Here is a 26,294-nt window from a genome sequence, read left to right on the forward strand (position 1 = left end):
GTCACGAAACTGATACGAACTTTGAGAAAGCGCATCTCGCCATGCGCTGCGCGATGGCTTATACTGGGCATGGGTGGCGAGTTCTCAGGAGCATGGTCCGGCGACGCGCCGGCTCCTGAGATCGCGTTTGGTGGTCTGCCGTTCTACCGGCGCGCAGCGCCGGTACTTACTTAAAAAGGAGTCAGGCCATGAGATTGCCTGCGATGGGCATTGCCTTGTTCACGGTCGCCGTGGCCAGCGCGGCGTGCGGCGGCGGTGACGACGAGAATCTCAATCAGAGCGGCTCGGGCGCCGGGAACAGCTCGGGTAATGGGAGCGGAGGCGACGACGGCGGCTTCGGTTCAGGGGGGGTGACCTCGGGCAGCGGCGCCGGCTCAGGCGGCCTCAGCAGCGGCGCAGGCCCTTCGACCGGGGCCGGCGAGGCGTGCGCCACGCAATCGGCCCAGGCCGGGCTCCAGCCCGTGTACCTGGCTGTCGCGTTCGATGTCTCAGGCAGCATGGGGATGAACGACAGGCCCTCGCACAGCAAGGAGCTCAAGTGGGATCCCGTCGTCGCCGCGACCAAGCAGTTCTTCAAGGATCCGGCGTCCGCGGGGCTCACCGCCTCGCTCACGTTCTTCCCCGGCGAGCGGCGGATGTGCGACGCCGGAACCTACCGCACGCCGGACGTCGCGATGACGCCGCTGCCCTCCGAGGCGTTCGGCAAGGCGATCGACGATGTCACGCCCGAGACCAACAACGACTGGGGCATGAGCACGCCGACGGCGTTCGTTGTCGACGGGACGGTGACTTTCATCGAGGCGCAGCGCCAGGAGAACCCCGGGAAGTACGCGCTCGTGCTCGTGACCGACGGCTACCCGCAGCGCTGCAGCAGAGACGCGGACAGCATCGAGGCCGTCGTCGAGCGCGTCGAGGGGGCGCGCCAGGACAACGTCCCGACCTACGTGATCGGGGTGGCGAACCCGCCGGAGGACGAGCCGGGGAACGTCGACAACCTGCGCGACATCGCCGTGGCGGGCGGCACGGGGAAGGCGTTCATCATCGAGACCGGCAACCCCGACGCGACCGCGACCGCGTTCAGGGCGGCGATCGACGAGATCCGCGGCGCCGCGGTGTCGTGCAACGTCGCGATCCCGGCCGCTCCCGACGGGCGGACGTTCGACAAGCAGCGGGTGCGCGTGACGTACACGAGCGGAGGGGGCCAGCCGAAGGCCGTCGCGTACGATCAGGCGTGCGGGAGCGCCGACGCCTGGCGCTACGACAACCCGTCGAACCCGACGCAGATCGAGCTCTGCGAGAGCGTGTGCGGCGCGATACAGTCCGATCCAGAGGCGTCCCTGGGCGTCGACTTCACCTGCGAGGACGTGATCGACATCCCGCAGTGATCGGTGGCAGCGGCGCTCCCTGATGCGGGCGCGCCCGCCGCTGACGTGGCGCGCAGGCCCGCGTCGCGAGCGCACCCTTCATCCTTCAGGGCGCGCAGGCGACCTGTGGGCTGAAGAGCGCCGGGGCGAGGCCCCGGTAGTCTTCGTGGGGCACGCCGCCGCGGAGATCGCCGCCGAGCTTGTAATAAAAGCACCGCGAGGCGGGGATCCCGGCGGCCGTGTACGTCGCCACGTCGCTCGGCATGTTGCCGAAGCCGAAGGAGGGCACGATGCCTGTGCGCGCCTTGAGCCATCCGAGCTCGATCGTCTTGTACTTGGCCGCCGCGCCGCCGAACGCGCCGGTGACGCCGATGGTTGTGTGGAGGATGCCCGGCGGGAAACCCTGCTCTCGCAGCCAGACCCTCGTGCTGCCCACGAGCCACTCGGGGCGCGCTGTCACATAGAAAAGGTAGATCCCGCTCTCGGCGAGGGCGCGCATCGCCTCCGCCGCGCCGGGGTGGGCGGCCGGCGGGCCGCCGCCGACGAGCTCGCTGACGACCGCCACCTCGCTCGACGTGAGCGTCCCGTCGACGTCGGTCACGGCCACCTGCGCGCCGGGCGGGAGGATCTCGATGAACAGATCCGCGCTCGTGGCGTCGCCGGCCACGGCGAGGTGGACGCGGTGTCGGCCGACCTCGAGGCGCCGCCCCGCGGCGAGGTCGATGTAGACGCGCCCGCCGGTGTCCGGGATCCCCTCCGTGGTCGGGTGCGGGCGGTCGTCGTCGCTCGTCCGGAAGGTGCCGAGCCGCTCCCAGGCGCCGCTGCAGCCGCGGAGCAGGTAGGCCTCGACGTCCTCGTCCTCGAGATCGTCGTCCTGCGGCCCGTAAGCGAACTTCGCGATGGCCCACTGGGGCCCGTCGGCGCGGGCGAAGAGGTCGCGCCCGCGGTGGCGCGGCCACCCGGCCGCGACGAGCCGCGAGCGCGTGTGCCTGAACCCGCGCGGCAGGGCCGCCGGCGGCGGCGCGTCGCAGGCCGGACGGGCCGGGCAGGCGCCCGCCCGGGGCCGCGGCGGCGCGGGAGCGTCAGCCTGGCGCGGGGCACCGGCGCAGGCGACGAACGAGACGGCGGCGAGGACCAGCGGGGCGAGCGGGGCGGGGCGCAATACGACCACGTATACCGCGTTGTTCGTGGTCGTTGTTCGTGGTCGTGGTCGTCAAGGTTCAGGTCCAGAAGCCGGTCGGCTGCCCCAGGAGCGCGGCGCCGACCTGGCCGAACCAGCCCTCTGCGGCGGCGGCGTGCTGCGAGAAGGTGTGAATGTCCCGGAACCGCCGTTGCACGGGCGAGGCGTTCCGGGCGACTCCGCCTCCGCCCGCCTGATAGCAGGCGTCCACGGCCCGCGCGGTCACCTCCGTCACCCAGGCCAGGGCGCCCGAGATCCGCGGCGCCATCGCGAGGGCGGCGCCCGGGTTGTTCACACACGCGTCCCACAGCTCGTCCCCCGTGTCGCGCAGCAGGGCGCGCGCCGCGCGGACGCTCGTCTCGGCGCGGCCGAGGTTCACCTGGAACAGCGGAGAGTCCGCCAGCTGGGCGCGCGCATACAGCCGCTTCTTGCCCGAGCTCGCGAGCGTCACGACGTCGTCGAGCGCCCCCTGGGCGATCCCCACGGCCACGGCTCCCATGTGGAGCACGAAGTGCAGGACCGGCGCGACGAAGCCGGGCCCCGCCACCGACGGCTGGCCCCGGAAGATATCGAAGGTGTTCGCCTCGGGGCAGAAGGCCCCTTCCAGCGCGATATCGTGGCTCCCCGTGCCGCGCAGGCCGAGCACGGACCAGGTGTCGAGGATGCGCGCCTCGCTCGCCGGGAACAGCATGCCCCGCATCTCTGGCATCTCGCCCGCCTCGCCCGCCGGGCCCATCCGCGGGCGGCCGCCGTCCATGATCACGCAGTTCCCGAACAGCCAGCTGGCGTGCTCGCAGCCGCTCGCGAAGCTCCAGCGCCCGGTGACCCGGTAGCCGCCGTCCGTCGCGTGGGCTTCCCCCTGCGCGTTGAAGCCGCCGCCGATGATCACGTCCGGCCCGCCGGCATAAATGGCGTCGAAGCGCTCGCGCGCCAGGAGCGAGAAGAGGTTCGGGCTCTCTGAGCCGATCATCACGGTCCATCCGGTGGCCCCGTCCGCCCGGGCGAGCGCCTCGAGGACGTCCATCCCCGTGCGCAGATCGACCTCGTGGCCGCCGTGGCTCCTCGGCACGAACATCCGGAAGCAACCCGCCGCCTTGAGCTGGCCGAGGAGATCCGCGGGGAGGCGCCGCGCCTCCTCGATCTCCGCGCTCCGTGAGGCGATCGCGGGGGCCAGGTCACGGACGGCATGCAGCACCTTCGCGGCGTCTTCGTTCTTCATCGCTCGCTCCTCGAGATGGGGGGTGGCGGAGCCCGTGAAGGCTCGGCAAAACGGCTCATCGTACGGCGGTTCTGGCGCTCCGCGCGGACTTTCGGCCCCCGTCCGCCGGGAGGAACGTCATCGCGGGTCGGTCACGCGGCCCATGAACAGCACGGTGCCTGTCGCGACGTCACGGATCAGGAACACGAACGGGTGATCCGCGCGGAACACCTGGGGCAGCGCCGGGGCCGACCGTGTCGTCATGACGACCCCCGTGGCCGCGGCGGCTTCGGTCCCTTCCTCGTTGACCTCCACGAACGCCTTGTGGCGGACCTGGGAGATGAAGAGCGGCTCCGCCCTCGTGATCCCGGTGAAGTCGGCCTTCTTGTCGTCGAACGCGAGCGGCATGCCCAGCGCGCTCAGGGTCGACGACAGCTCGAGCTCGGCGGTCATCTTGAAGCGCGGGAGCGCCACGTCGACCCGCGCCGGATGGAGCGCCTCCACGTACGCCTTGAGCTCCCCCGCCGCCAGGCGCTGCTCCACCTTCGCAAGCCCGTCCACCTGCTCGGGCAGGACGACGACCATGGCCAGCCGGCGCTCGGGGCTCTGCGCCTCGTACGCGAGCTCCAGCACCGACGCGTCAGCGGTCTTTCCAAAGCCCGCCTGGAGCGTCTTGCGCATCATCGGCACGGCAGGCGCCGTTCCGGGCTTGACCGTGAACGGCTCGTTCTTGGTGGCCTGCTTGTCGAACGGCGTCGCCCACTTCCCCTTGAAGTAGACGGCGTTCGTGAGGACGAGCCGTGTGAGACCTGTGATGCTGCCGGCGGGCATCAGGTCCTTGATCTTCCCGTTCGTCTGTTGTTCGACCCATTGATTGATGCGCCCCCGCGCCGGCTCGCTCCCGCCCTTGAAATCGACGAGCTCGATCCCGGCCCCGTAGTGCTGCTGGGTGGTGCTCTGGAACGCGGGCTCGATCGGCAGCCCGGCCTGGCCCCACAGCCGGTTGGCGATCCGGAGCTCGGGCCCCTTGGGCCCGGTCGCCAGCGCCAGCGCCTTGAGGAGCCCGGCGAACGCGGGGTGGAGCGCCTCGGGCGGGAGGGTGAACTCGAGCGTCTTCGCCATCTGAGCCGCGGTCTCGCCGCGGGCGCCGGCGTAGGTCATGGCCAGCGCGGTCGAGATGCTCGCCGGCGAGAAGAAGAGCTTGTCTTTCGTGGCGGCGAGCTTGCCGTAGAGGCGCTGCGCGAACGCGGCGTTCGTGTCCGCGAGCGCCGGGGCCGGCGGCGGGTCGGCCTGCTGAGCGTCCGGCGTGGCGGGCTCGCTCGGCCCAGGGGTCGCCGTCCCGGCGGCCGGCTCCGGGCCCTGACAGACGCGCACCCACTGGCACGCCCCGTTCTGGGCGCGCACGCACTGCGGGGCGCCGCTGGAGCCATCGTCGCAGACGGGCACCGAGAGGGGGCCGCAGTCGGCGGGCCCGCACCAGGACGCGCTCGGGGCCGGCGCGGCCGGCGGGGCGCCGTCCCGGGCCTGACACCCGAGCCCCAGCAACGTGCACAGCGCGGTCGTGAAGAACGAGATCGGTCTGGCCATGGCGCTGCGGTACCAGCGCGCGAGGCCGGCGGGAAGCTCGACCGGAAGGTGGAAGGCGGCGAGGGCGTGCGCCCCTACCGCGCCGGCGGGCGTCGCCGCGCGGCGCGCGCCGTCAGAAGTTGTGGATGAACGTGAACCGGCCAGCGAGCTTGTTCGTCTGGTTGGCCTGGCTCTCCTTCTGCGTCTCGTAGCCGAGGTAAAGGAGCAGCTTGTTTCCCGTGCCGTAGTTCAGCCCGATCACGCCGCCGACCTGCAGGCTGGCGAGGCCGCTCTCGTCGACGTCCGGACCGGCGGTCAATGGGTCGTCCTCGAGCGTGACCTCGTTGAGGTCGACCGTGGCCTCGAGGTGCGGGCCGATGCCGAAGTCGTCGATGGGGTAGTAGAGCAGGAAGTCCCGCGTGTAGACGTAGTTCTGGACGCTCTCGTTGAAGATGCTGGAGAACGACCCCAGGATCCACGACTCGAAGTAAACGGGCTTCGAGTCGACGAAGGTGAACAGCTGCGGGGCGACGAGCGCCGCCGGCTCCATCGTCATGAAGTTGAACGAAAAGCCCACCATCGGGTTGATGATGACAGGACCCATCGTGAAGGCGGGCCCGATGTCGAACTCCGCGGTTCCCAGCGTGGTGAGGTAGATGTCGCTCGAGAGGCTGATGGGGCCGACCTGGTGCGTGGCGCCGGCCCAGAGCTGGAGACCGAGGCTGTCTGCGTCGAAGCGGAACCAGCTCGGGATCTGGCTCGCCTGCGGCGCCGGCGCGGCGGGCTCCGCCGCGGGCGTCGGCGCGGCCGTCGCTCCGGCCGCGGCCGCTGCGCCCGGATCAGCCGGGGGCGGCGCGGGATCCTGAGCCCAGGCGGCCGGCGACGCGAGCAACCCCACGACGCAAGCGAGCGCCGAGCAACATCTCCCCATATCGTTCTCCATCATCGAATTGCCTCCTCTGCGAAGCATGAGGTGAAAGCAACATGAAACATGAGAGCAACATGAAACGTAACGGCAGTCGGCTGACACTAACGTAATGGAGAGCAATTAGGCAAAGCCGATGTGCACGGAGAGCCTCCGAGCGGCGCGCGGTGGCGTGGCCTGCCTGCGCTGGCGCAACTCGCTACGACAGGCGTCGATCGGGCAGGGGAGCGGCTTGAGCCGTTGGCGGCGCTCGATCGGGCGAGGCGCCGATCGCCGAGGCCGCGCAGGGGGAGAGGACCTGCGCCTGGTTTGAGAGGAGGATCACAAGGGGATGTGCTGGATGCCCGCGGCCGCCCCGAGCGACGCCAGCGTGGCTGCCCCGACGAGGAGCAGCGTCATCTTCAGCAGCGTCCCCTCGATCTGGTCCGTGACGAGGCCGTCGACGCCCTGGGCGAGCTCGTCCCGCACCTTCAGCAGGTCGATGCCGCCTCCCTGGTTGGCCTCGTTGCGGAAGCGCGCCAGCGTCAGCGTCTCGATGGTCCCGAGCAGCTGCGCCTCGATCCTGCGCCGCAGGAACCCCCGTACGCCGCCCCCTGTCGGCGCGGCCTGCACCCTGTGGATCACGGCGAGGCGCAGGCGCTTCACCGCCTCGTTGAGCGGGACGCGCTCCACCGCCTGCGCCATCCGCCCGCCGCGGGCGCCCGCCTCGGCCTGCTCGGAGACGCCGAGCAGCCGCTCGAACACGGCGCTCACGAGCGTCCCGCCGAGGCGCTTCGCCCGCACGACCTGCAGGATGCCCGTGCCGAGCGCCCGCTTCCACGACAGCGTGAAGCCGATCACGGCGGAGAGCGCGAGCGCCGCGACGGCCGCCAGCGCTCCGCGCAGCGCCGAGCCGTCGGCCGCGATGGCATACGACGAGGCGGCGAGCACGAGGGCCAGGAACGACATGGCCGCGGCGGTCAGGAAGAAAGAGCGGAGCGCAGGTCCCAGCGCACCGGCGACGCCTTGCGCGAACGGTCGAAGATCCATGACCGCTCAGCTGACCACGCCCGTCGCGCGGCGAAAATGCCGAACGTGGCGGGCGCGCGTCGAACACGTCGAGCGCGGGAGCGGGCCCGTAGGGCGCGCTCCTTCCGGCTCACCGGCTCAGATGACGCCGAACTTCTTGCCGACCTTCTCGAACGCCTCGAGCGCGTGATCGAGGTGCTTGCGCTCGTGGGTCGCCATGTAGCTCGTGCGGAGGACCTGCTGCTTGGGCGGGACGCCGGGCGTGATGAACGGATTCACGTAGAGCGAGTAGTCGTCGAGGAGCGACTTCCACATCATCACGGTCTTGAGATCGTCGCGGATGTAGATGGGGATGACGGCCGTCTCGGTCTTGCCGAGCTCGAAGCCGAGCCGCTGCAGCTCGGTGCGCATGTACGTGAAGTTCTCGCGGAGCTTCTCCTGGCGCCAGGGCTCCTCCTGCATGACCTCGAGCGAGGCCATGGCGGCGGCCACGCAGGGCGGCGCGGCGCTCGCCGCGAAGAGGAAGCTGTAGGCAAAATGCTGAATGTAATCGAGCACCTTTCGCTCACCGACGAGCCAGCCGCCGATCGAGGCGAGCGACTTCGAGAAGGTGCCGCCGATGAGGTCGACCTCCTTCTCGAGGCCGAAGTGCGCGGCGGTGCCGCGGCCCCCCGGGCCGATGACGCCGAGCGCGTGCGCGTCGTCGACGAGGAGCCGCGCCTTGTGCTTCTTCACCACCTCGACGATCCCGGGCAGACTCGCGATCTCCCCCTGGGCGCTGAAGACGCCGTCGGTGATCACGAGGGCGCCCTCGGTGTCGGCGATCTCGGAGAGCGCGCTGTCGAGCGCGGCGGGATCGCTGTGCTTGTAGCGCACCATCCGGGCGCCGGACGCCTGCGCGAGCCGCACGCCGTCGTAGATGGATGCGTGATCGTCCTTGTCGATCATCGCGACGCTCCGCTTGTTGCTGAGCAGCGCCGAGATGGTCGCGATGTTCACCTGATAGCCCGTCGTGAACACGAGCCCCGCCTCCTTGCCGTGGAAGGCGGCGAGCTTCTGCTCGAGCTCGTTGTGGAGGCGCATCGACCCGTTCACGAGCCGCGAGCCGGTCATGCTGGTGCCGTATTTGTCGATGGCGTTCCGCGCGGCTTCCCGCACCTTCGGGTGGGTCGTCAGCCCGAGGTAGTTGTTCGAGCCGAGCATGATCACGGTCCGGCCCTCGAGCTGCGCCTCGGGGCCGTTGTTGAAGTCGAGCGGGCGGAAGAAGGGGTAGACGCCCATGGCGCGGGCGTTGTCCGCGGTCATGAACTTGTACGCCTTCTCGAACACGTCGCGCCCGCCGATCCGCGACAGCGACGTCCGCGCCGCCATCTGGGTCGCGAGCTGCTGCTCGGCCGCCGCGGCCACGTAGGTGCCGGCGCCGTTCGAGCCCGCGCCGTTCGCGCCGACGCCGTTCACGTGCGCGCGGGCGGCGGTACGCTCGCGCGGCGCGTCGCTGCTCGCCGTCTCCTCCACGACCGACAGCCCCGCGCCGCCCGCGGCGGGCTGGCGGGCCGCCGCGCGGGACGGCGTCGCCACGTGGACGCCGGCCTCGTCGTCGAGCGCGGGATCGATGTTCGGGAGCGCGTGCCCGTTGAGCAGGATGTCCCAGGCCTCTGCGGCCCGCTCCCGGGCGGCGCGCAGGCGGTTCTTCGCGTCCATGACCCCCGTGGCGAGCCGCATCACGCGATCGTTGCTGACGACACGGACGACCACGCCCGACGAGGTGAGCTTCTTTGCTTGGTCGACCAGACGATCCTTCATCCTCATGCCCTGGCTCCTCACGCGATCGAATTAAGGGGCGCGGTCCTGTCCGCGAAAGCCGCTCCGGCGTGCAGGATCGAGGCCTCTCGGGCCCCAGCTGGTTCCCTGCGCGTGTCGCCGCTAAAGCAGCCTGCGCGGGCCGCGTCAACTGCCACCACCGCGTCGTCCCGGCGCGCCGCGAGCGCCGCGAAGCGCCGTCGCCGCGCACGCGCATTCCGCGTCGCGCAGGGGCGTTCGCGTGGTGCGCGGCGACGTTCGCAGAGCTCGCCCGCCGGGAGCCCGCGCGCGCTGCGCCCGACTCCCAAACACCGCGGAGGACAGGCTGCGGCAGGGGCAAAGACGCAACTCGTTGCGGAGTGGTGCGCGCCGGTGTAGGAAAAGTTTTCAGGGTCTATGCGCCGTGTCCTAGTCGTTGACGACGAAGAAAACCTGCGCCTCGTTGTGCGCACCTTCCTCAAGCGGGACGGCTACGAGGTCGAGGCGGTCTCGAGCGGCGAGGAGGCGCTCGCGATGGTCGAGACGTTCGGGCCCGACGTCATCCTGACCGACGTCCGGATGCCCAGGATGGGCGGGCTCGATCTGCTGGCGACGCTGAAGGCCAAGGGCAACGAGGCCACGGTCATCGTGATGAGCGCCTACGGCAACGTGGACCTGGCGATCGAGGCGATGAAGGCCGGCGCCTACGATTACCTCCAGAAGCCGTTCAAGGCCGAGGAGGTGCTGCTCACGCTCCGCAAGGCCGAGGAGCGGGAGGCGCTCCGCCGCGAGAACCGCGTCCTGCGCCAGGAGATCCGGCGGGAGAACCTCTTCGAGGAGATCCTCGCGAAGAGCCCGCCGATGCAGGTGATCTTCAAGACGATCGCGAAGGTCGCCGACTACAAGACCACGGCGCTCATCACGGGCGAGAGCGGCGTCGGCAAGGAGCTCGTGGCCCGGGCGATCCACCGGCGGTCGAACCGCCGCGGCGGGCCGTTCGTCGCGGTCAACTGCGGCGCCATCCCGGAGAACCTGCTGGAGAGCGAGCTCTTCGGGTACAAGCGGGGCGCGTTCACCGACGCGGTGAACGACAGGGCGGGGCTGTTCGAGCAGGCGAACCACGGCACGCTGCTGCTCGACGAGATCGGCGAGCTGCCGCTCCCACTGCAGGTGAAGCTGCTCCGGGTGCTCCAGGAGGAGACGCTCCGCCGGCTGGGGGACAGCAAGGACATCAAGGTCGACGTCCGCATCCTCGCGGCGACCCACCGCGACCTGATGGCCGAGACGCAGGCCGGCCGGTTCCGCGAGGACCTCTTCTACCGGATCAACGTGCTCCCGATCGCGATCCCTCCGCTCCGCGAGCGGCGGGAGGACATCCCGATCCTCATGGATCACTTCCTCGCGAGGAACAACGCGCGGTTCGGCATCAACATCCGCGGCTTCGAGCCCGAGGCGCGGCGGCTGCTCCTGGAGTACCGCTGGCCGGGCAACGTGCGGGAGCTGGAGAACACCGTCGAGCGCGCCATGGTGCTCTGCGAGGGCGAGCGCATCGGCGAGGCCGACCTGCCCGAGCGGATCCGCGAGGCGCGCGATCCGATCCAGATGCAGCTGACGAGCGGCGAGCTGTCGATCAAGAAGACGTCCCGCGTCATCGAGGAGATCCTCATCCGGCGCGCGCTCCAGAAGACGAAGGGCAACCGGACCAAGGCGGCCGAGGTGCTGGAGATCAGCCACCGGGCGCTGCTCTACAAGATCAAGGACTACCGGATCGATCTCTGACGACGACGGGCCGGCTGGGACAACAACCGAGCGCGGGCGGCATAACAGCTCTCTTGCGCCCGTCGCTTCAGGCGGCTACGTCGTCCCGCTCCCCCATGAAGAAGAATTACGTTCTCGACGCGAACGTCCTCCTCCACGATCCACACGCGATCTTCAGGTTCGAGGACAACGACGTCATCATCCCGATCTACGCGATCGAGGAGATCGATCAGTTCAAGCGGGAGGGCTCCGAGCGCGGGCGCAACGCGAGGACGATCGCCCGGCTGCTCGACGAGGTCCGCGGCGCCGGGACGCTCGCGACCGGGGTGCTGCTCGAGAGCGGCGGAACGCTGCGGATCGCGATCCCGGAGCGGCGGCCGGAGCTGCTCGTGGGGCTGGAGTCCGGATCGCAGGACAACGCCATCCTGCAGACGGCGATCGACATCCGCGATCGGCACAAGGATCGGCCGACCATCTTCGTGACGATGGACACGAACCTCCGGATCCGCGCCGACGCGCTCGGGATCCCGGCGGAGACGTACGAGAACCAGCGGGTGCACGACCCGGCCATCGAGCAGTCGGTGGTGGAGCTCGAGGTGCCCGGCGCCGAGATCGACGCGTTCTTCCAGAACGGCTTTCTCTCCGGCGCCAACCTCGCGGATTTGTTGCCGAATTCTGCGGTGCTGCTCCGCGACGCGGCGGCGCCGAGCCACACGGCGCTCGGCCGCTTCGACGCGGCGCGCGGGCAGATCGTCGCGCTCCGCGTCGGGCGGGAGGGGGTGATGGGGGTCCGGCCGCGCAACAAGGAGCAGGCGTTCGCGCTGGACCTCCTGCTCGACGATTCGGTCCGGCTGATCACGCTGATCGGCAAGGCCGGGACGGGCAAGACGCTCCTTGCGCTCGCGGCGGCGCTCAAGCGGACGACCGAGGACAACGCCTACAGCCGGCTGCTCGTGAGCCGGCCGATCATGCCGCTCGGGCGCGATCTGGGCTTCCTTCCGGGCGACGTGGACGAGAAGCTGAACCCGTGGATGCAGCCGATCTTCGACAACCTCGAGTTCCTGTTCTCGAACGGCGGCACGAGGCCGGGGCGCGACGCGCGCGGCTTCGTGGAGCTCCTGGAGAGCGGACAGATCCAGGTCGAGCCGCTGACCTACATCCGCGGGCGCAGCCTGCCGCACCAGTACCTCATCGTGGACGAGGCCCAGAACCTCACCCCGCACGAGGTGAAGACGATCATCACGCGGTGCGGCGAGGGGACCAAGATCGTGCTGACCGGCGACCCTCAGCAGATCGACAACCCGTACGTGGACCACGCGTCGAACGGCCTGCTCGTGGTGGCGGAGCGGTTCAAGCGCGAGCGCATCGCGGGTCACGTGGTTCTCGCCAAGGGCGAGCGGAGCGAGCTCGCGGAGCTCGCGGCGAACCTGCTCTGAGGCGGGCGCGGCGCTCTCACGAGGCGGGGGCGCACGGGGCGGGGGCGTACCTGGAAGGAGCGGCGGGCCGTGGCGCGGCGTCCTCGAGCTAGATCGGCCGAGCGGCCGGCGCCTCCGGCGTGGGTGCCGGACGCGGATCGGCTCCTCGGCGCCGCGGCGCGGCGGATCCGCGTCGTCGGGTCGAGCACGCCGGTGAACCTCGTCGAGGAGCTCGCGCGGCTCGCCGCCTCCTGGGCTCGGAGCGGCGGGGAGCTCCCGCGGTTCGCCTACGCGCCAGCGCAGGACCACGGCGATCTCCGGAAGGCGATGGAGGCCGCGGCCGAGCGGCTCGCGGGGCAAGGGGAGCTCGGCGCGGTCTACGCCGGCCGCGCGAGCGAGCTCGCCGCGGAGGCCGCCATCTGCGAGGCCGCGGGCGGGGCCGGGTGCTGGGCGGCCGCGCGCCGCCGCTACGCCGCGCGCGACGCGTTCGACGAGCAGGCGGACGCGCTCGCCGCGGCCTGGGTCGAGCAGGAGGCGGGCGCCGCGTCGAGCGACGAGGAGCGGGTGCGGAGCGATGACGCGCGCTCGCCCCTGTCGCTCGTGTCGCGGATGCGCGGCGAGATCGGGGCGCGGCGCCTGCCCCTCCGGGTCGTGATCGCCGACATCGCGCCGCTCGCCGCGACGGGCGACGGGGTGATCCAGGTCGCGCGGGGGCGCATGCTCACGCGCGACGACGTCGAGCGCACGGTGCTCCACGAGATCGAGGGGCACGCGGCGCCCAGCGTGCGCGCCGCGGCGCTCCCGCTCGGGATCTTCGCGATCGGGACCGCGAACGGGGGCGACGATCAGGAGGGCTGGGCGCTCGCGCGCGAGCGCGCCGCGGGGTACCTGGTCGGCGCCCGCCGGATCGAGCTCGGGCTGCGCCACCTCGCCGCGCGGAGCGTCGAGCGCGGCGCGGGCTTCGTCGAGACCGCGCGGCTGATCGAGGCGCGCGGCGCGCGCTCCACGGGGGACGCCCTGCGCATCGCGGCGCGCGTCCACCGGGGCGGCGGCCTCGCGCGGGAGGTCGTCTACCTTCCGGCGCTGCTGCGGGTCGAGGCGCTGCTCGTGGAGCAGCCAGCGCTGGGGCCGGTGCTCGCCTCGGGCCGGGTCTCGGTGGGCGCAGCAGCGTCGCTCTCGTCCTGGGCGAGGGAGAGGTGAGGGATCGTGGCTGCCCAGCTCGACAGGGGTTGCCCGGCTCGATCGGGAGGATGGGAAGCCGGAAGAAAAGTCCGATCCTCGCTGAACTTCGTGCCTTCCTGTGAAGCCGATCCCATGAAATGAAGGCAGCGCCGGTCGGGTGAGGAGCGGGCGAGAAAGGGGGCTGCGTGAAGGGAAGGATCACTCCAGCCGTGCGAGCGCGGCATGGAACGCGCTTGACGTGGTGGCCGGCGGGCGGGCTGCCTCGCGCGTGCGGTCGCGTCCGGGTCGGCCGCGCGGCGTGCGGCGGCGGTCCTGGGCGTGGACGGGCCAGTGGGCGGAGGCGGGCATGAACTCGAAGAAGGCCATGGAGAGGGAACCCAGGCGGCCGCCGAGGGGAGGCGAGGCCCCGACGGTGGTCCTCAAGGGGGACCTTCATGTCCTGGATCTCGGCGCGGGCCTGATGCTCGACGTGTTCATCAACGTCGAGGGGCGCCTGACGACGTTCGTCAGCCTGGATGGCCAGCTCATCGCGGAGCTCCGCGTCGCCGGTCTCGCCTGAGGTCCCGGGCCGATCAGGGGCCCGAGAACTCCCGGACGACGCGGAGGATGCCCTCCCCGTAGCTCGAGATCTTCGCCTGCCCCATGCCGCGCGCGAGCGCGAGGTCGTCGAGCGACGCGGGCCGGATCCGCGCGATTTCCCGGAGCGTCCGGTCGTGCGCGATGACGTAGGCGGGCAGCGACTTCTCCTTCGCGAGCGCGGCCCTGTGCGCCCGGAGCGCCTCGTACAGCGGCACGTCGCGCTCCTCGAGCTCGACGCCGGGCTCCGCTTGCGCGCGCGAGGCGGGGAGGGGGGCGACCGGCGCAGGGCGCGCGGCGTCGTCGTGGGTCGCTGCGGACGCGAACGCCTGCGGGGCCGGCTGCGCGCGCGCCCGCGGGGAGGGCGCGGCCGCCGGCGACGGGCCCGGCGCCGCGCCGCGCGGGCGATGGGCCCGGCGCCGCGCCGCGGGCACCGGGAGCCGCACCCGCGCGGGCACCTCTCCGCGCATCACGCGCCAGCCCGCCGGCGTGATGAGGGGGACGGGGAACTCGCCGGTCGTGAGATCGATCCACGCGTTGGCGAGCAGCGCGCGGAGGATCGACATCGCCTCGTCGTGGCTCTTCCTCTCGAGGACGCCGAAGGTCGAGAGCCTGTCGAGCCCCATGCGGCGGACGCGCTCGTTCGACTCGCCGATCAGCATCGACGCGACCGCCTGCATCCCGGCGCCGCCCTTCACCCGCGCGACGCCGGCGAGCGCGCGGCGCACGAGGTCGTTGTCGCGGGCGAGCGCGGCCGGGTCGCTCGCCTCGAGGGCGTCGACCTCCAGGCAGACGTCGCAGTGGCCGCAGCCGCCGAGCGACTCCGCCTCGTCGCCGAAGTAGCGGAGGATGAAGTCGTGCCGGCACGTCGCGGCGTCGACGTAGCGGAGCAGCTCGCGGAACAGCCCCCAGGCGCGCGCGGCGTCGTCGGCGCTGGCCTCGACGCCCCCCTCGCCGAGCTGGCAGAGCCGGCGGCGCAGCGCGATGTCCGCGGGCGCGAACAAGAGGAGGCCGCGGGCCGGGGCGCCGTCCCGCCCGGCGCGGCCGACCTCCTGGTAGTACGCCTCGATCGACGACGGCGGCTGGGCGTGCACGACGAGGCGGACGTCGGGGCGATCGATCCCCATGCCGAAGGCGTTCGTGGCCACGACCACGGAGAGGCTGCGATCGGCGAAGCCCGCCGAGAGGCGCGCGCGGGACTCGGGGGCGAGCCCGGCGTGGTACGCTTCCGCGTTCCAGCCGGCGTCGCGGAGCGCCTCGGCGAGGCGCTCGGCTCCCTTGCGGGTGGCCGCGTAGACGATGCCCGCCCCGCGGGGCCGCCCGGGATCACCGAGGGCCTCCAGCAGCGCGCGCGCCGTGCGGCGCCCCGCCTCGCGCGGGCCGTCGACCGCGGAGACCTGCAGGTGGAGGTTGGGCCGGGCGAAGCCGCGCAGGATCACCTTGGGGGGCGGCTCCTCGGGGCCCCGCCCGCGCCCGCTCACCGCATCGCCTGCGCCGTCGGGCGCGGGCAGCGGCCAGCCGAGCCGGCGGATGATCTCGTCGCGCGCGTCGGGGGTCGCCGTCGCGGTGCAGGCGAGGACCCGGGGCGGCCGGAGCCGCGCGAGCGCGGCGCCGATCCGCAGGTAGTCGGGCCGGAAGTCGTGCCCCCACTGGACGATGCAGTGCGCCTCGTCGACGGCGACGAGCGAGAGGCGGCACGCGGCGAGCGCCTCGAGGAACCCGTCGAGGGCGAGGCGCTCGGGCGCGGCGTAGACGAGCTTGTACTCGCCGCGGCGGAGGGCGGCGAGGCGGCGGCCGTTCTCCTCGCGCGCGAGGCTGGACGCGATGAACGTCGCCGGGATGCCGCGCGCCTCGAGGGCGCGGACCTGATCTTCCATCAGGGAGATGAGCGGGCTCAGGACGAGCGCCGTGCCTGGCAGGGCGACGGCCGGGAGCTGGTAGCAGAGCGACTTGCCGCCGCCGGTCGGGGCGACCACGAGGACGCGGCCCGCGCCCCCGAGCAGGGCCTCGATCGCCTCGCGCTGCCACGGCCGGAACGCGGCGATGCCGAACCGCTCCGCGAGCACGGCGTCGAGCGACGGCGGCGGGCTCTCCGGCGGGCGCAGCGGGGAGGGGGCGAGACGCTCGGTCACGATCGGCGAGGGGCGTTCAGCGAGGACCATGGCGGCGTCATCGAGCGAGCGCCGTGCCTGCCGAGAGCCCTAGCATTTTCGCGCGCTTGCGTCGCCCGGTGGGTGGCGGCGCCATGGCGGTGATCAGGCCTGGACGACGCCGATGCCCTTGGCGAGCGCTTCCATGTCGTCGAAGTGATAGACGTGGCGACCGCTCCGCCCGCCGAGCGCGGCGGCGACCATCGCGCCGGCGACGGTCCTCGCGTCGATGGGCCGGTACCTGCGCAGGCCGCCCTTCATCGTGAACCGGAGCGTCTGCGCCGCCGCGACGCCGATGGCCTCGCCCTTCCTGACCTCGCCCCGCTCGCCGAGGAGCAGGCTCGGCCTGAGCACGTGGACCGCCGCGAAGCTCGCCGCCGAGAGCTCCTGCTCCAGCTCGCCCTTTACGCGCAGGTAGAAGCTGGTCGAGCGCGGGTCGGCGCCCACGGAGGAGACCAGGACGAACTGCTTCACCCCGGCCTTCTCGGCGAGCCTGGCGACGGTGATGGGGTAGCGATAATCGATCTCGTAGAAGGCCTCTTCGGAGCCGGCCTTGGCGATCGTCGTCCCGAGCGCACAGAACACGTCGCTCACGCCGGCGAAGTCCGCGCCTTCGAGCCGGTCGAAGTCGACGATGCGCTGCGAGAGCCGCGCATCCTCGATCGGGGCCGGGCGGCGGAGCAGGGCGACGACCTTCGTGTACGCTGGCTGTTGCACGAGGAGGCGCAGGCAGTGGCCGCCGACGAGGCCCGTTCCTCCCACGATGAGAGCTGTCTTGTCGACCGTCATGTCTTCCATGTCCGTGCGGAATCACCCGCGGAGAGCGCCGCCGCGGGGATCCACAGCCGTACCACGCAGCGTAACGCAAGCGGCGCGCGAACCATAGCGGCCGGCCGTGCACGGCGCGAGCGGACCGACGGCGCGGCCCCCCCACGCTTCCTTTCCTGGTGTGTCTGGGCGCTACATGCTCTGTCCGTGTCCAGTCACGCGCCGCGCTCGCCCGGAGCAGCATAGACGGACGACCGCAGCGCTCCATCGAGCAGCTGGCGCTGGAGATGGCTGTACGCTGAAGGGCGGATGATCACACATCTCCTGTGATCCCGCGGGCGCCTCTCGGAGCGAGCGTCCGAGATGTGCCTTGAGCGGGGCGCGCTCGCGTGGCCGGACCCCGCGCGGATCCTCACGTGAGCGGCGCGCTGGCGACCTTCTGCGAGCGCTTCGCGCGCTGGGCCTGCGAGCGCTTCGCGCGCTGGGCGTGGAAGGCCTTGACCGCCATCGGGATGATCAGCTCCCGGTGCTTGGGTACCAGGTTGTTCGGCAGCTGCTCGACTGGCCACCAGGTGCCCGTGGCCGGGAGCTCGGCGAGCTTCGCCTGATGGACCCGGGAGAGCATCCAGCCGCGCGTGGCGGCCGAGAAGTAGTCGCCGACGAACGTGAAGTCGGAGATCGTCATCCCGACCCGGTGGAGGACGTGCTCGGGCTGCTCGCCCGGCGAGAGGACGCTGCCGGGGCAGCACCACTCTCCAGGGCCTGCCGCCGACGCTCCGCGCTGGGTCAGGAGCACCTCGAGGGCGCCGGAGTCCGCGTTCCTCCGGAGGCATACGGCGTCCGCGGCGAGGTGGATGGGGAGCCGGGAAAGAGCGTTGATGAGCGAGCTGCCGAGCGGCTCCCGTGGATCGACGTACCCGAGGAGCCAGCCGGCCATCGACTTGATGAGCCTCATCTCGGCACCCTCCGCGAGGGCGTGCGGCGGGGCTGCTGGAGCACCGCCTGCCGGGCGTTCAGGCGAGCGCGTCGGCGCTGCTCAGGGCTGGACGTCGTGCCAGGGTCGTCCTTCGCGCTGCTCCCGGGGCGGCGCGGCCGGGTCGACGGGATCGAGGTTCGAGTTGGATCTTTCATAGAGGTTGCTGCGTTGGTGTCGTTGTGCGTTGTTGCGTGATGTTGCGCGGGTTCAGATCTTCATGTCGTTTCTCCTGGGATGTCGGGCTGCGCCGACGACGTTGAGGAGCCTACAATGCTCTCTGTTTCTTTGTCGTTTCAGTCGTGCAGCTCGGACGTGAATCATTGTCCTGCGTCATTGCTCGCGTGTCTCGCCGAGCTCCTGACGCCGGTGTTCGGGGGTCGTGCGTGAGAGTCGCTGGTGCTCCGGGCAGCGCGAGCGCGCGTGCGTTCGCCGGGGCATCGATGACATCGGGGTGTCAGCCGGGCAGTCGTCGCGTCGTTCGCGCTGGCCCGCCGGCTTCATCCTGCTCGGCGCCCTCGGTCACCTCCGCATCGACGTCGATGACCTGCCATGACGCCGGTTGCCCGCGGGACGCGCCAGCGCGCCCCTCGGTGCGCTCGCCGAACGGCCCGCCGCTCAGGTCGATGACCTTCATGCTGAAGAACGCGCCGTTGCCGGGGCCGCCCACGCCGATACCGGCGGCGCTCGCCGCGGCCACCCGTCGCTCGAACCGCTCCCGCACCACCGCCGCGACGCGGCGGCGCACCGGCGGGAGCAGGAGCAGGAGCCCTGCCACGTCGGTCAGCACCCCCGGCGTGACGAGCAGGGCCGCCCCGAGGAGCACAAGGAGCCCTCCCGTGAGCCCCTCGTCCGGGACGCGCCCCGCGGCCATCGCGCCGCGCCACGAGGCGAGCACCTTGAGCCCCTCGCGCTTCGCGAGTGCTGCGCCGAGGACCGCCGTCCCGAGCGCGATCGCCACGGTAGGCCAGAAGCCGATGACGTCGCCGATCGACAGGAGGAGCCAGAGCTCCAGGATCGGGAGCGCCGTGAAGAGCAGGATGAGCTTGCCCATGACCCCCGTCGTCTAGCGCCCCCGGCCGCGCCGCGCACGCGTGAGGCCGCCCGCCGCCGGCGTCGCTGCCGAGCGCCGTGCGCCGTGCGCCGTCATCGCGCGCCGCGCCGCGCCGTCATCGGCCGCCGCTGAGTCCCGCAAGGCCGGCTGTTCCACGCTCCGCCATGGATCCTGCGGCGGAGTACCGGCCGCGGTGAGAGTGCGCTAAGAGCGCTTGCCCCGGAGAAATCCATGACGACTGTCCCCGTGGAGCAGGAAAAGGTGGAGGCGTGCCGCGCGTTTGCCGCCGACATCGCCGACGAGGTGCAGCGCTTCATCGACCGCCACACAACGGTCGGCGTCGAGCGCACCGTCGCCCGCGCCTACGGCGTGGTCGGCGCCGACGCCGAGGGGACGCCGCTCGTGAACGCGCTGGTCGATCGCATCCACAGGGCGGGGCAAGCCGGCCGCGGCGTCGCATACCACCTCGGCCGGGCGCTCTGCGAGGGCGCCGGCTCGGTGCAGGAGGCCGCGGAGATGCTGGCGTTCAGCGAGGCGGCCGACCTCGGCCCGGGGCCCTCCGCGGCCGAGGCGCGCGGCGCGCTCGAGGCCGCGACGCGGGAGGCGATCGCCCGGATCGACAGGGCCCGCGACGAGCGCGAGGCCACCAAGGCGGCGCACCGGGTCGGCGTCGCGCCGCTCAAGTACGTCATCGTCGCGACGGGCAACATCTACGACGACGCCGTGCAGGCCAAGGCCGCCGGGTTCGCCGGCGCCGACATCGTCGCCGTGATCCGCGCGACCGCCCAGTCGCTCCTCGACTACGTCCCAGAGGGGCCGACCACCGAGGGATACGGCGGCACGTACGCGACCCAGGAGAACTTCAGGATCATCCGCCGCGCCGCCGACGAGGCGACCCGCGACACCGGCACCTACCTCGCGCAGACGAACTACTCCTCCGGCCTCTGCATGAGCGAGATCGCCTGGATGGCGGCGGTGGAGCGGCTCGACATGCTGCTCAACGACGCGATGTACGGGATCCTGTTCCGCGACATCAACATGCAGCGGACGTTCATCGATCAGTACTTCTCCCGCAGGATCATCGCGAGGAGCGGCATCGTCATCAACACGGGAGAGGACAACTACCTCACGACCGCCGACGCGGTCGAGAAGGCCCATACGGTGCTCGCGTCGCAGTTCATCAACGAGGCGTTCGCGCGGCGCGCGGGCCTCCGCGAGGAGCAGATGGGCCTCGGCCACGCCTTCGAGATCGACCCCTGGCTCGAGGACAGCCTCCTCTTCGAGCTCGCCCAGGCCCAGCTCGTCCGGCAGATCTTCGACCGGCACCCGATCAAGTGGATGCCGCCCACCAAGTTCAAGACAGGCGACATCTTCCACAGCCACGTCCACGACGCGATGTTCAACCTGGTCGGGATCACGACCGGCCAGTCGATCGAGCTGCTCGGGATGTTCAGCGAGGCGGTCCACACACCGCTCCTCATGGACAGGTATCTCTCGCTGAAGAGCGCCCGCTACATCTTCACGGCGGCGCGGCACCTCGGCGACGAGATCCAGTGGAAGCCGGGCGGTATCGTCGAGCGGCGCGCCCGGGAGGTCCTCGACAAGGCGCACGAGCTGCTGCGAGAGGTCGAGCAGGAGACCGTCTGGGACGCCATCGGGCGAGGCGCGTTCGGCGACGTCAAGCGCACGCGCACCGGGGGGAAGGGGTACTCGGGCGTCGTGGTGCGGCACCCGGAGTACCTCAATCCGATCCTCGATGTGCTGGAGCGGCCATAAGCCGACCGGAATCTGCGAGCATGGGCGCATGAGCGGAAGGACGCCCGGGGAGACACGGCGCGGCGGTTCGCCTTACCGGAGCGGAGCGACCGATGCAGTGCGGCTCGAGATCCTCGAGGATCGGGTCGAGGAGCAGCGGCAGGCGCTCGACCGACAGCAGCGCGCGATCGACGAGCTCAGGGAGGAGCTCGAGCGGATGCGCGCTCAGCTCGCTCACCTCCCGGCGCCCGCGCCCCCCGCGAAGGCGAAGCCGCCGCAGAGGGACGACGTCCGCCGCGCGGCCGAGGATCTCCTGCGCCGCGCGGGTCGCCTTCCCTCGTCAGAGGTGTTCTCCGAGCTGCGCAAGCTGATCGACGCCCACCCGTCGCACGGCTTCATCGAGGAGCTCGTCGATCGGGTCCACTGCGCCCGCTGCGCGCGGCGGATCCGACGCCCGGACCCCAGCGAGCCGGCCCACCACGAGCGGTACTGGTCGGGTCGATGCCCGCGCTGCAACGAGCCCCTCTCCTTCCAGCGCTGACGCGCCGATCGAGGGGAACGGAACGATCGGAAAAGGGACCGCCGAGGCGCCATGGACGCCAGGAACCCCTGGATCTCTGCTCATTACATCCTGGCGTCTCACTCCCTTCTCGTCCCAGCACAGCGCCGGAGTCGGGCTCGAACCGCTCCGGGAAGCCACGTCACTGGAGTCTTCAGAAGGCATGCTCTCTGAGCTTTCGTATCGTTTTCGCTCGCTCTCTGCGGCGCGATCGCCCTAGCCGCGCGAGGCCGCCTGGCGCTACTGTCAACGAGGGATCGGCGCAGCCCGCCCCCTGTAGCCTGTAGACGGAGGTGAGCATGACACCGCGAAACATCCTGCGTGCGTATGGCGACCGCGAGGGCGACGGGATGGTCCAGATGTCGTTCACGCTCCGCGTCCTGCCGGGCGACCGCGCGCGCGAGGCGGCGAAGCGCTTTGCGGAGTCGCACGGCCTGCGCGAGCCGCTGGTCACGGCGATGGAGCAGGCCAGCCGGGAGCACACGTATTTCGTCGTTTACGGGCACTCCCAGCACGGGGTCGACCTCTCGGACATCGAGGTCGAGGAGCTCGCCGCCCAGCCGCTCACGCGGGACGACATCGAGGCGCAGGCGAAGAAGCTCGGCCGCAAGATCGTGGTCGTCGGGGCCTGCACGGGCAGCGACGCGCACACGGTCGGCATCGACGCGATCCTGAATTACAAGGGGTTTGCCGGCGAGAAGGGGCTCGAGAGCTTCAAGTGCTTCGACGCCCACAACCTCGGCGCGCAGGTCGAGAACGCCGAGCTCTGCGAGAAGGCCAAGGCGCTCGGCGCGGACGCGATCCTGGTCTCGCAGGTGATCACGCAGCGGAACTGCCACAAGGAGAACGCGGCGGCGCTCGTCGACCTCGCGACGCGCCAGGGCTTCCGGGACAAGGTGATCCTGCTGCTCGGCGGCCCGCGCATCGATCACAACCTGGCCGTCGAGCTCGGCTTCGACGCTGGCTTCGGCCCGGGCACCAAGCCGATCACCGTGGCGTCGTTCCTGATCGAGCGCCTCGTGGGCCGGGCGTAGGCGGTCAGGCGACGAGCAGGTGGTAGGCGGCCGAGAGCTCGGCGAACCGCGCGGTGCGCTGGGCGCCGTCGCCGGCGTGCGCGGCCGCGCGGTCGGGGTGCAGGGACGCGGCCAGGCGGCGGAATGCGCGGCGGATCTCGGCCTCGGTCGCGCCCTCTCGCAGGCCCAGCGCTTCGAGCGCCCGGCGGCGCGGCTCCTCCGCCCGAGCGGCGCGCGGCGGCGCGCCTGCCGGTCCGCCGTGCGCGGCGCGCGCCGATGAGCCGGCGCGCCGCTGCCGATCCCGCGCGCGCGGGCGGCCGTGGAGGAAATCGGTCGGCGAGAGCGGGCCGGTCTGCCGCAGCGACCCGGCGAGGGGCCTCGCCGTGTGGAAGCAGATGGTCGCCTCCTCGATGCTGAAGAGCGCCTCGAGGCGCGCGCGGAGCTGGATCCGGAGCGCGCGGTCGACCGCGGTCGCCGGGATGAGCCCCGCCGCCACGAGCACCTCGCCGGTCCGGCGCCCCCGGTGCGCGGCGACGAGCGCGGCGAGCCGCTGGATCGACGGCTCGGGCGCGGAGCCCTCCTTCGCGAGGATCTCGCCGAGGCGGGGCACCCGGAGCGGCGTCTCGACGGCCGTGACGAGGCCGGAGAAGAGCTGGATCCTGTGCTGGCGGCCCGGCACCGTCGAGCCGCTCGGCGTCCGGAGCTCGCAGAGCTCCAGGAGCCCGGTGGTCTTCTCGCGGTGCAGCGCGCCGAGCAGGTCTCCCAGGGTCGACGTGGAAAGGCGGCTGGGCAGTTGCATCGAAGGCGGCGTTATCACTGCCGCGCTCGATCGGCCAAGGAAGCGGCGCAGGCGCTCGGGTGCACGGCCGTCACCCTCGCCGGACGGGCCCGCTCGCGCGCGCCGTCGCTCGGCGCTCGGCGCTCGCTCGGCCCTCGCTCGGCCCTCGCTCGATTCCGTTGCGCGCGCCTGCGCGCACGAATGTGTGCCCGGGTCGAGGCCCGCCGTGCGAAGCTCCGCGCGAAAACGGCACGGCGCACAGCGCCGGCGCGCGGATCAGGAGGAATCTGCGATGGGCTTGCTCGACGGAAAGGTCGCGATCATCACGGGAGCCGGCGGCGGGATCGGCCGCGAGGAAGCGCTGCTCTTCGCCCGGGAGGGCGCGAAGGTCGTCGTCAACGACCTCGGCGGGACGCGCGACGGGTCCGGCTCGAGCGACGCGATGGCGGCGCAGGTCGCGGAGGAGATCAAGGCCGCGGGCGGGCAGGCCGCGCCGAGCTTCGACAGCGTGACGACCCCCGAGGGCGCGGCGAAGATCGTGAAGACCGCTGTCGATGCGTTCGGCCGGGTCGACATCCTGGTGAACAACGCGGGAATCGTCCGCGACAAGACGCTCCTCAAGATGGATGAGGGCATGTGGGACGCCGTCATCGCCGTTCACCTGAAGGGGACGTTCCTTTGCACGCAGGCCGCCGCGAAGCAGATGGTCGCGCAGGGCGGGGGAGGGCGGATCGTCAACACCACGAGCGTCTCCGGGATGCTCGGCAACTTCGGGCAGGCCAACTACGCGGCTGCCAAGGCCGGCATCTACGGCATCACCCGCACCGCCGCGATCGAGCTGCAGAAGCAACGGATCACCGTCAACGCGATCGCGCCCATCGCCAAGACCCGTATGACGGAGGATCTGCCCATGTTCCAATCGGCGGGTGACACGCTCACGCCGGCGCACGTGGCGCCTGCGGCGCTGTTCCTCGCGTCCGACCTGTGCGCCGACAAGACCGGCAACGTCCTCGCCGTCGCCGGTGCACAGATGTACATTTACAAGGTCGTCCAGAGCCCCGGGAAGTTCAAGGACGAGGGCGGCGTCTGGACGGCGCAGGAGATCGCGGATCACTGGGACGCGATCATCAAGCTCTGATCGTGGCGCCGGCGCGACGGCGCAGGGCGCCTCGCCGAGGGCGGGCGCAGCCGGGGCGCCGGCGCGCCCGCCCGGGGCTGCTTCCCGCGGATCGCGTCGCACGCGCGGCGCGGCGCGGCGCGGCGCGGCGCCGCGCGGACGATGCGGCTGATGCGGCTGAGCGCGAGCCGACCGTTGCTGCGCTGATCCCTGGATGCTAGGTTCGAACCGCTTCCGGGGTACGTTTGGCGCATCGGCGCACTGTTCGAGCAGGTCGTTCACGCGGAGTCTGGAGGTGCCACCGGTGACCGTCTTTCGCTGCTGTTACGCCTGCGCCATGTCGCGCGGTGCGGCCTCTGCAGCGCGGAGGCGTTGAGCGCCGTGTCGCGTGACGCCCACATCCCGCTCGCCCTGTGGATCTGCGCGGCGATCGTGGCGCACATGGCGGGCGGCGGCGGCGCCGTCGAGGTGGCGCAGGTCATCGAGGATCGCGCCCAGCTCCGCCAGATGGTCCACGCGGTGAGGGACGGCCTCCGGCCGGGCGATACGACGTTCGAGATCCTGACCGACGGCGCGGCGCTCACGCCGCCTCCCGCCCCGCTCGCGCCGCCCCAGCTACCGTCGGACAGCGAGCCGGACAAGGACGCGACGCCCGATCCGCAGCAGCCGACGCCCGAGCCGACCAGGGCGGCGACGATCCCGCCGCGGAAGCCGCCGAAGGCCGAGCCGCCGCGCCAGGCGAAGGCGCCTCCGCCCGCGCCGCCAAAGCCTGAGCCGCCCAAGGAAGAGGTGGCCAAGATCGTACCGGTCCAGCCGGCGCCGCCGCCGCCGCTGCCCCCGGCGGATCAGCGGATCGCCGTCCGTCAGCACGTCCAGAAGGACCAGCAGGACAACCCCGAGGCGCACCGGATCGCGGACGACGCCAACAAGGTCGACGAGGAGACCATGGCGCAGATCCGCTCGAAGGATCAGGACGATCCCGAGCCGACGCCCGGGACGCCGTCGGGGCCGAAGGCGCCGACGGACAGGGTCGGCGACAGCGACCACGATCACAGCGGCCACAGCGAGGAGCGCGCCGGAAACGAGAAGCACGCCCCCGGCGAGGGGAACCCCGAGAGCGAGAGCGCGGAGCACCACAGCCCGGCGTCGCCGGCGCAGGCAGCGCAGGCCGCGCGGGCGGCGTCCCCGCCGAGCGTGCCGGGCGCGAGCGGCGGCGCTCGCGTCGCGCAGGTCTCTCCCGCGCTTCCGCCGCCGGAGAAGGGCGCCGCGGGCGGCTCCGGCCCTGCGTCGCCCGAGGTGATCGACGGCGCGCGCGGCGGCTATACGCTCAATCCGGCGAACCCGGGCGGCGACGGCAAGAGCCGCGTGGCCGGCAAGAAGGCGACGCCGCAGCCCTACCAGAGCCCGGTCCGTGTCGGCTCGATCGGCCTCGGCGCGCCGGGCCTCCCCGGCGGGCCCAACCTCAACCTGGACATGGCCGGCGTGCAGGCGGCCGTCGGCAACGAGAAGCTCAGGGCGGAGCGGGCCTCGGACGGCGCCTCCCGCAGGAGCGCGCACCGGGGCTCGTGGGAGACGACGGACAAGTGGAAGAAATGGCGTGCCGCGATCGAGAACTACGATCCCTCGGTCAAGCCCGGCAACCAGACCTCGCTCAACGCCGCGCGGGTGCCGTTCGCGACGTACATCAACATGATCCACAACCGGCTCCACCCGATCTTCGCGGAGGAGTTCCTGGCGTCGCTCGAGAGCTTGCCCTCCGGACACGCGTTCAACCAGAACCGGGTCACGCACGTGGAGATCGTCCTGAACAAGGACAGCGGCAGCGTCGTGCGCCTCGGGGTCACGAGGCCGAGCGGGATGACGGCCTTCGACATCGTCGCGCTGAACTCGGTGCACCGCGCGTCGCCGTTCGGCAAGGCGCCGGACGCGATCGTCTCGCCGGACGGCAACGTGTACCTTCACTGGGAGTTCCACCGGGATCCGTACGACGCGTGCTCGACCCGCAACGCCCGCCCGTTCCTGCTGAAGGCGCCCACCGGCGCCGCCCCGATCGAGCCGGCGCCTGTGCGCAAGGGGCCGCGGCCCGTCCCGGGCGACGAGGGGGCGCCGGCGACGCCAGGTCCGCTGCTTCCGCTCAGGCGTTAGGTCCCGGCTCTGCACCGGGACCGCGGCGATG

21 protein-coding genes are annotated in these 26,294 nt (G+C 71.8%); 10 read left to right on the plus strand and 11 right to left on the minus strand.

The features are described 5' to 3' along the window. The first annotated feature begins 188 nt into the window (after positions 1-188). Complete coding sequence (locus tag WMF45_RS16565) at positions 189-1,385, plus strand: vWA domain-containing protein (RefSeq protein ID WP_437717854.1); 1,197 nt, start codon at positions 189-191, stop codon at positions 1,383-1,385. 85 nt (positions 1,386-1,470) lie between these two features. Here the strand turns inward: WMF45_RS16565 and WMF45_RS16570 are convergent, their stop codons facing one another. The 6 genes from WMF45_RS16570 to WMF45_RS16595 form a co-directional block, all read right to left on the minus strand. Continuing rightward, the gene (locus WMF45_RS16570) at positions 1,471-2,535 is read right to left on the minus strand and encodes an LNS2 domain-containing protein (RefSeq protein WP_437717855.1); all 1,065 of its coding nucleotides are present in this window, start codon (positions 2,533-2,535) and stop codon (positions 1,471-1,473) included. Between the two features lie 49 nt (positions 2,536-2,584). Further along, a complete protein-coding gene (locus WMF45_RS16575; RefSeq protein WP_437717856.1) occupies positions 2,585-3,763 on the minus strand; it encodes an acyl-CoA dehydrogenase family protein in 1,179 nt (392 codons plus the stop codon). 117 nt (positions 3,764-3,880) lie between these two features. Beyond that, on the minus strand, positions 3,881-5,329 hold the full coding sequence (locus tag WMF45_RS16580) for a serpin family protein (protein ID WP_437717857.1): 1,449 nt from the start codon (positions 5,327-5,329) through the stop codon (positions 3,881-3,883). 112 nt (positions 5,330-5,441) lie between these two features. Next, positions 5,442-6,254: a hypothetical protein gene (locus WMF45_RS16585; protein ID WP_437717858.1), complete on the minus strand. Its 813-nt coding sequence runs from the start codon at positions 6,252-6,254 to the stop codon at positions 5,442-5,444. A gap of 300 nt (positions 6,255-6,554) precedes the next feature. Then, positions 6,555-7,262: a hypothetical protein gene (locus WMF45_RS16590; protein WP_437717859.1), complete on the minus strand. Its 708-nt coding sequence runs from the start codon at positions 7,260-7,262 to the stop codon at positions 6,555-6,557. A gap of 117 nt (positions 7,263-7,379) precedes the next feature. Then, a complete protein-coding gene (locus WMF45_RS16595; RefSeq protein WP_437717860.1) occupies positions 7,380-9,044 on the minus strand; it encodes an aminotransferase class I/II-fold pyridoxal phosphate-dependent enzyme in 1,665 nt (554 codons plus the stop codon). Positions 9,045-9,437: 393 nt separating this feature from the next. Between WMF45_RS16595 and WMF45_RS16600 the strand changes: the two genes are divergently transcribed. The 4 genes from WMF45_RS16600 (at position 9,438) to WMF45_RS16615 (ending at position 13,934) form a co-directional block, all read left to right on the plus strand. Further along, positions 9,438-10,799, plus strand: coding sequence for a sigma-54-dependent transcriptional regulator (locus tag WMF45_RS16600; protein ID WP_437717861.1), 1,362 nt, complete (start codon positions 9,438-9,440; stop codon positions 10,797-10,799). Positions 10,800-10,894: 95 nt separating this feature from the next. Next, entirely contained in the window at positions 10,895-12,214 is a 1,320-nt protein-coding gene (locus WMF45_RS16605; RefSeq protein WP_437717862.1) for a PhoH family protein, read from the plus strand. Between the two features lie 69 nt (positions 12,215-12,283). Next, complete coding sequence (locus WMF45_RS16610) at positions 12,284-13,393, plus strand: tyrosine/phenylalanine carboxypeptidase domain-containing protein (protein ID WP_437717863.1); 1,110 nt, start codon at positions 12,284-12,286, stop codon at positions 13,391-13,393. 328 nt (positions 13,394-13,721) lie between these two features. After that, positions 13,722-13,934 carry a hypothetical protein gene (locus tag WMF45_RS16615; protein WP_437329659.1) on the plus strand — a complete coding sequence of 71 codons (213 nt, stop codon included), beginning with the start codon at positions 13,722-13,724 and terminating at the stop codon, positions 13,932-13,934. A 13-nt stretch (positions 13,935-13,947) separates the two neighbouring features. On the opposite strand, the gene WMF45_RS16620 is transcribed toward WMF45_RS16615, so the two are convergent. From WMF45_RS16620 to WMF45_RS16635, 4 genes are all read right to left on the minus strand, one after another. Next, positions 13,948-16,113 (minus strand): RecQ family ATP-dependent DNA helicase, encoded by a 2,166-nt coding sequence (locus WMF45_RS16620; protein WP_437717864.1) that lies wholly within the window; start codon positions 16,111-16,113, stop codon positions 13,948-13,950. Between the two features lie 93 nt (positions 16,114-16,206). Next, positions 16,207-16,899, minus strand: coding sequence for an oxidoreductase (locus tag WMF45_RS16625; protein ID WP_437552746.1), 693 nt, complete (start codon positions 16,897-16,899; stop codon positions 16,207-16,209). A 382-nt stretch (positions 16,900-17,281) separates the two neighbouring features. After that, complete coding sequence (locus tag WMF45_RS16630) at positions 17,282-17,824, minus strand: NUDIX hydrolase (protein WP_437717865.1); 543 nt, start codon at positions 17,822-17,824, stop codon at positions 17,282-17,284. A 475-nt stretch (positions 17,825-18,299) separates the two neighbouring features. Further along, entirely contained in the window at positions 18,300-18,896 is a 597-nt protein-coding gene (locus WMF45_RS16635; protein WP_437717866.1) for an FxsA family protein, read from the minus strand. Between the two features lie 231 nt (positions 18,897-19,127). Here WMF45_RS16635 and WMF45_RS16640 point away from each other — a divergent pair, with 231 nt between their 5' ends. The 3 genes from WMF45_RS16640 to WMF45_RS16650 all read left to right on the plus strand — a co-directional run bounded on the left by WMF45_RS16640 (position 19,128) and on the right by WMF45_RS16650 (position 22,244). Next, a complete protein-coding gene (locus WMF45_RS16640) occupies positions 19,128-20,672 on the plus strand; it encodes a lysine 5,6-aminomutase subunit alpha (protein ID WP_437552749.1) in 1,545 nt (514 codons plus the stop codon). 28 nt (positions 20,673-20,700) lie between these two features. Next, positions 20,701-21,192, plus strand: coding sequence for a hypothetical protein (locus WMF45_RS16645; RefSeq protein ID WP_437717867.1), 492 nt, complete (start codon positions 20,701-20,703; stop codon positions 21,190-21,192). A 317-nt stretch (positions 21,193-21,509) separates the two neighbouring features. Further along, positions 21,510-22,244 carry an OAM dimerization domain-containing protein gene (locus WMF45_RS16650; RefSeq protein ID WP_437717868.1) on the plus strand — a complete coding sequence of 245 codons (735 nt, stop codon included), beginning with the start codon at positions 21,510-21,512 and terminating at the stop codon, positions 22,242-22,244. 4 nt (positions 22,245-22,248) lie between these two features. On the opposite strand, the gene WMF45_RS16655 is transcribed toward WMF45_RS16650, so the two are convergent. Continuing rightward, entirely contained in the window at positions 22,249-23,022 is a 774-nt protein-coding gene (locus tag WMF45_RS16655; protein ID WP_437717869.1) for a J domain-containing protein, read from the minus strand. A gap of 271 nt (positions 23,023-23,293) precedes the next feature. Between WMF45_RS16655 and WMF45_RS16660 the strand changes: the two genes are divergently transcribed. Beyond that, positions 23,294-24,139 (plus strand): SDR family NAD(P)-dependent oxidoreductase, encoded by an 846-nt coding sequence (locus WMF45_RS16660; RefSeq protein ID WP_437717870.1) that lies wholly within the window; start codon positions 23,294-23,296, stop codon positions 24,137-24,139. Between the two features lie 360 nt (positions 24,140-24,499). After that, positions 24,500-26,263, plus strand: coding sequence for a hypothetical protein (locus tag WMF45_RS16665; RefSeq protein WP_437717871.1), 1,764 nt, complete (start codon positions 24,500-24,502; stop codon positions 26,261-26,263). The last annotated feature ends 31 nt before the right edge of the window (positions 26,264-26,294 follow it).

It is taken from the genome of Sorangium sp. So ce448, assembly GCF_051520915.1.
GTDB classification, from domain to species: Bacteria; Myxococcota_A; Polyangia; order Polyangiales; family Polyangiaceae; genus Sorangium; species Sorangium cellulosum_B.

Coding starts and splice junctions, on each gene's coding strand:
- WMF45_RS16645 (WP_437717867.1), top strand. CDS start 20,701: ATGAGCGGAAGGACGCCCGGGGAGACACGGCGCGGCGGTTCGCCTTAC.
- WMF45_RS16590 (WP_437717859.1), bottom strand. CDS start 7,262: ATGGATCTTCGACCGTTCGCGCAAGGCGTCGCCGGTGCGCTGGGACCT.
- WMF45_RS16635 (WP_437717866.1), bottom strand. CDS start 18,896: ATGGGCAAGCTCATCCTGCTCTTCACGGCGCTCCCGATCCTGGAGCTC.
- WMF45_RS16655 (WP_437717869.1), bottom strand. CDS start 23,022: ATGCAACTGCCCAGCCGCCTTTCCACGTCGACCCTGGGAGACCTGCTC.
- WMF45_RS16625 (WP_437552746.1), bottom strand. CDS start 16,899: ATGGAAGACATGACGGTCGACAAGACAGCTCTCATCGTGGGAGGAACG.
- WMF45_RS16630 (WP_437717865.1), bottom strand. CDS start 17,824: ATGAGGCTCATCAAGTCGATGGCCGGCTGGCTCCTCGGGTACGTCGAT.
- WMF45_RS16640 (WP_437552749.1), top strand. CDS start 19,128: ATGACGACTGTCCCCGTGGAGCAGGAAAAGGTGGAGGCGTGCCGCGCG.
- WMF45_RS16660 (WP_437717870.1), top strand. CDS start 23,294: ATGGGCTTGCTCGACGGAAAGGTCGCGATCATCACGGGAGCCGGCGGC.
- WMF45_RS16620 (WP_437717864.1), bottom strand. CDS start 16,113: ATGGTCCTCGCTGAACGCCCCTCGCCGATCGTGACCGAGCGTCTCGCC.
- WMF45_RS16605 (WP_437717862.1), top strand. CDS start 10,895: ATGAAGAAGAATTACGTTCTCGACGCGAACGTCCTCCTCCACGATCCA.
- WMF45_RS16650 (WP_437717868.1), top strand. CDS start 21,510: ATGACACCGCGAAACATCCTGCGTGCGTATGGCGACCGCGAGGGCGAC.
- WMF45_RS16565 (WP_437717854.1), top strand. CDS start 189: ATGAGATTGCCTGCGATGGGCATTGCCTTGTTCACGGTCGCCGTGGCC.
- WMF45_RS16595 (WP_437717860.1), bottom strand. CDS start 9,044: ATGAAGGATCGTCTGGTCGACCAAGCAAAGAAGCTCACCTCGTCGGGC.
- WMF45_RS16575 (WP_437717856.1), bottom strand. CDS start 3,763: ATGAAGAACGAAGACGCCGCGAAGGTGCTGCATGCCGTCCGTGACCTG.
- WMF45_RS16615 (WP_437329659.1), top strand. CDS start 13,722: ATGAACTCGAAGAAGGCCATGGAGAGGGAACCCAGGCGGCCGCCGAGG.
- WMF45_RS16600 (WP_437717861.1), top strand. CDS start 9,438: ATGCGCCGTGTCCTAGTCGTTGACGACGAAGAAAACCTGCGCCTCGTT.
- WMF45_RS16585 (WP_437717858.1), bottom strand. CDS start 6,254: ATGATGGAGAACGATATGGGGAGATGTTGCTCGGCGCTCGCTTGCGTC.
- WMF45_RS16580 (WP_437717857.1), bottom strand. CDS start 5,329: ATGGCCAGACCGATCTCGTTCTTCACGACCGCGCTGTGCACGTTGCTG.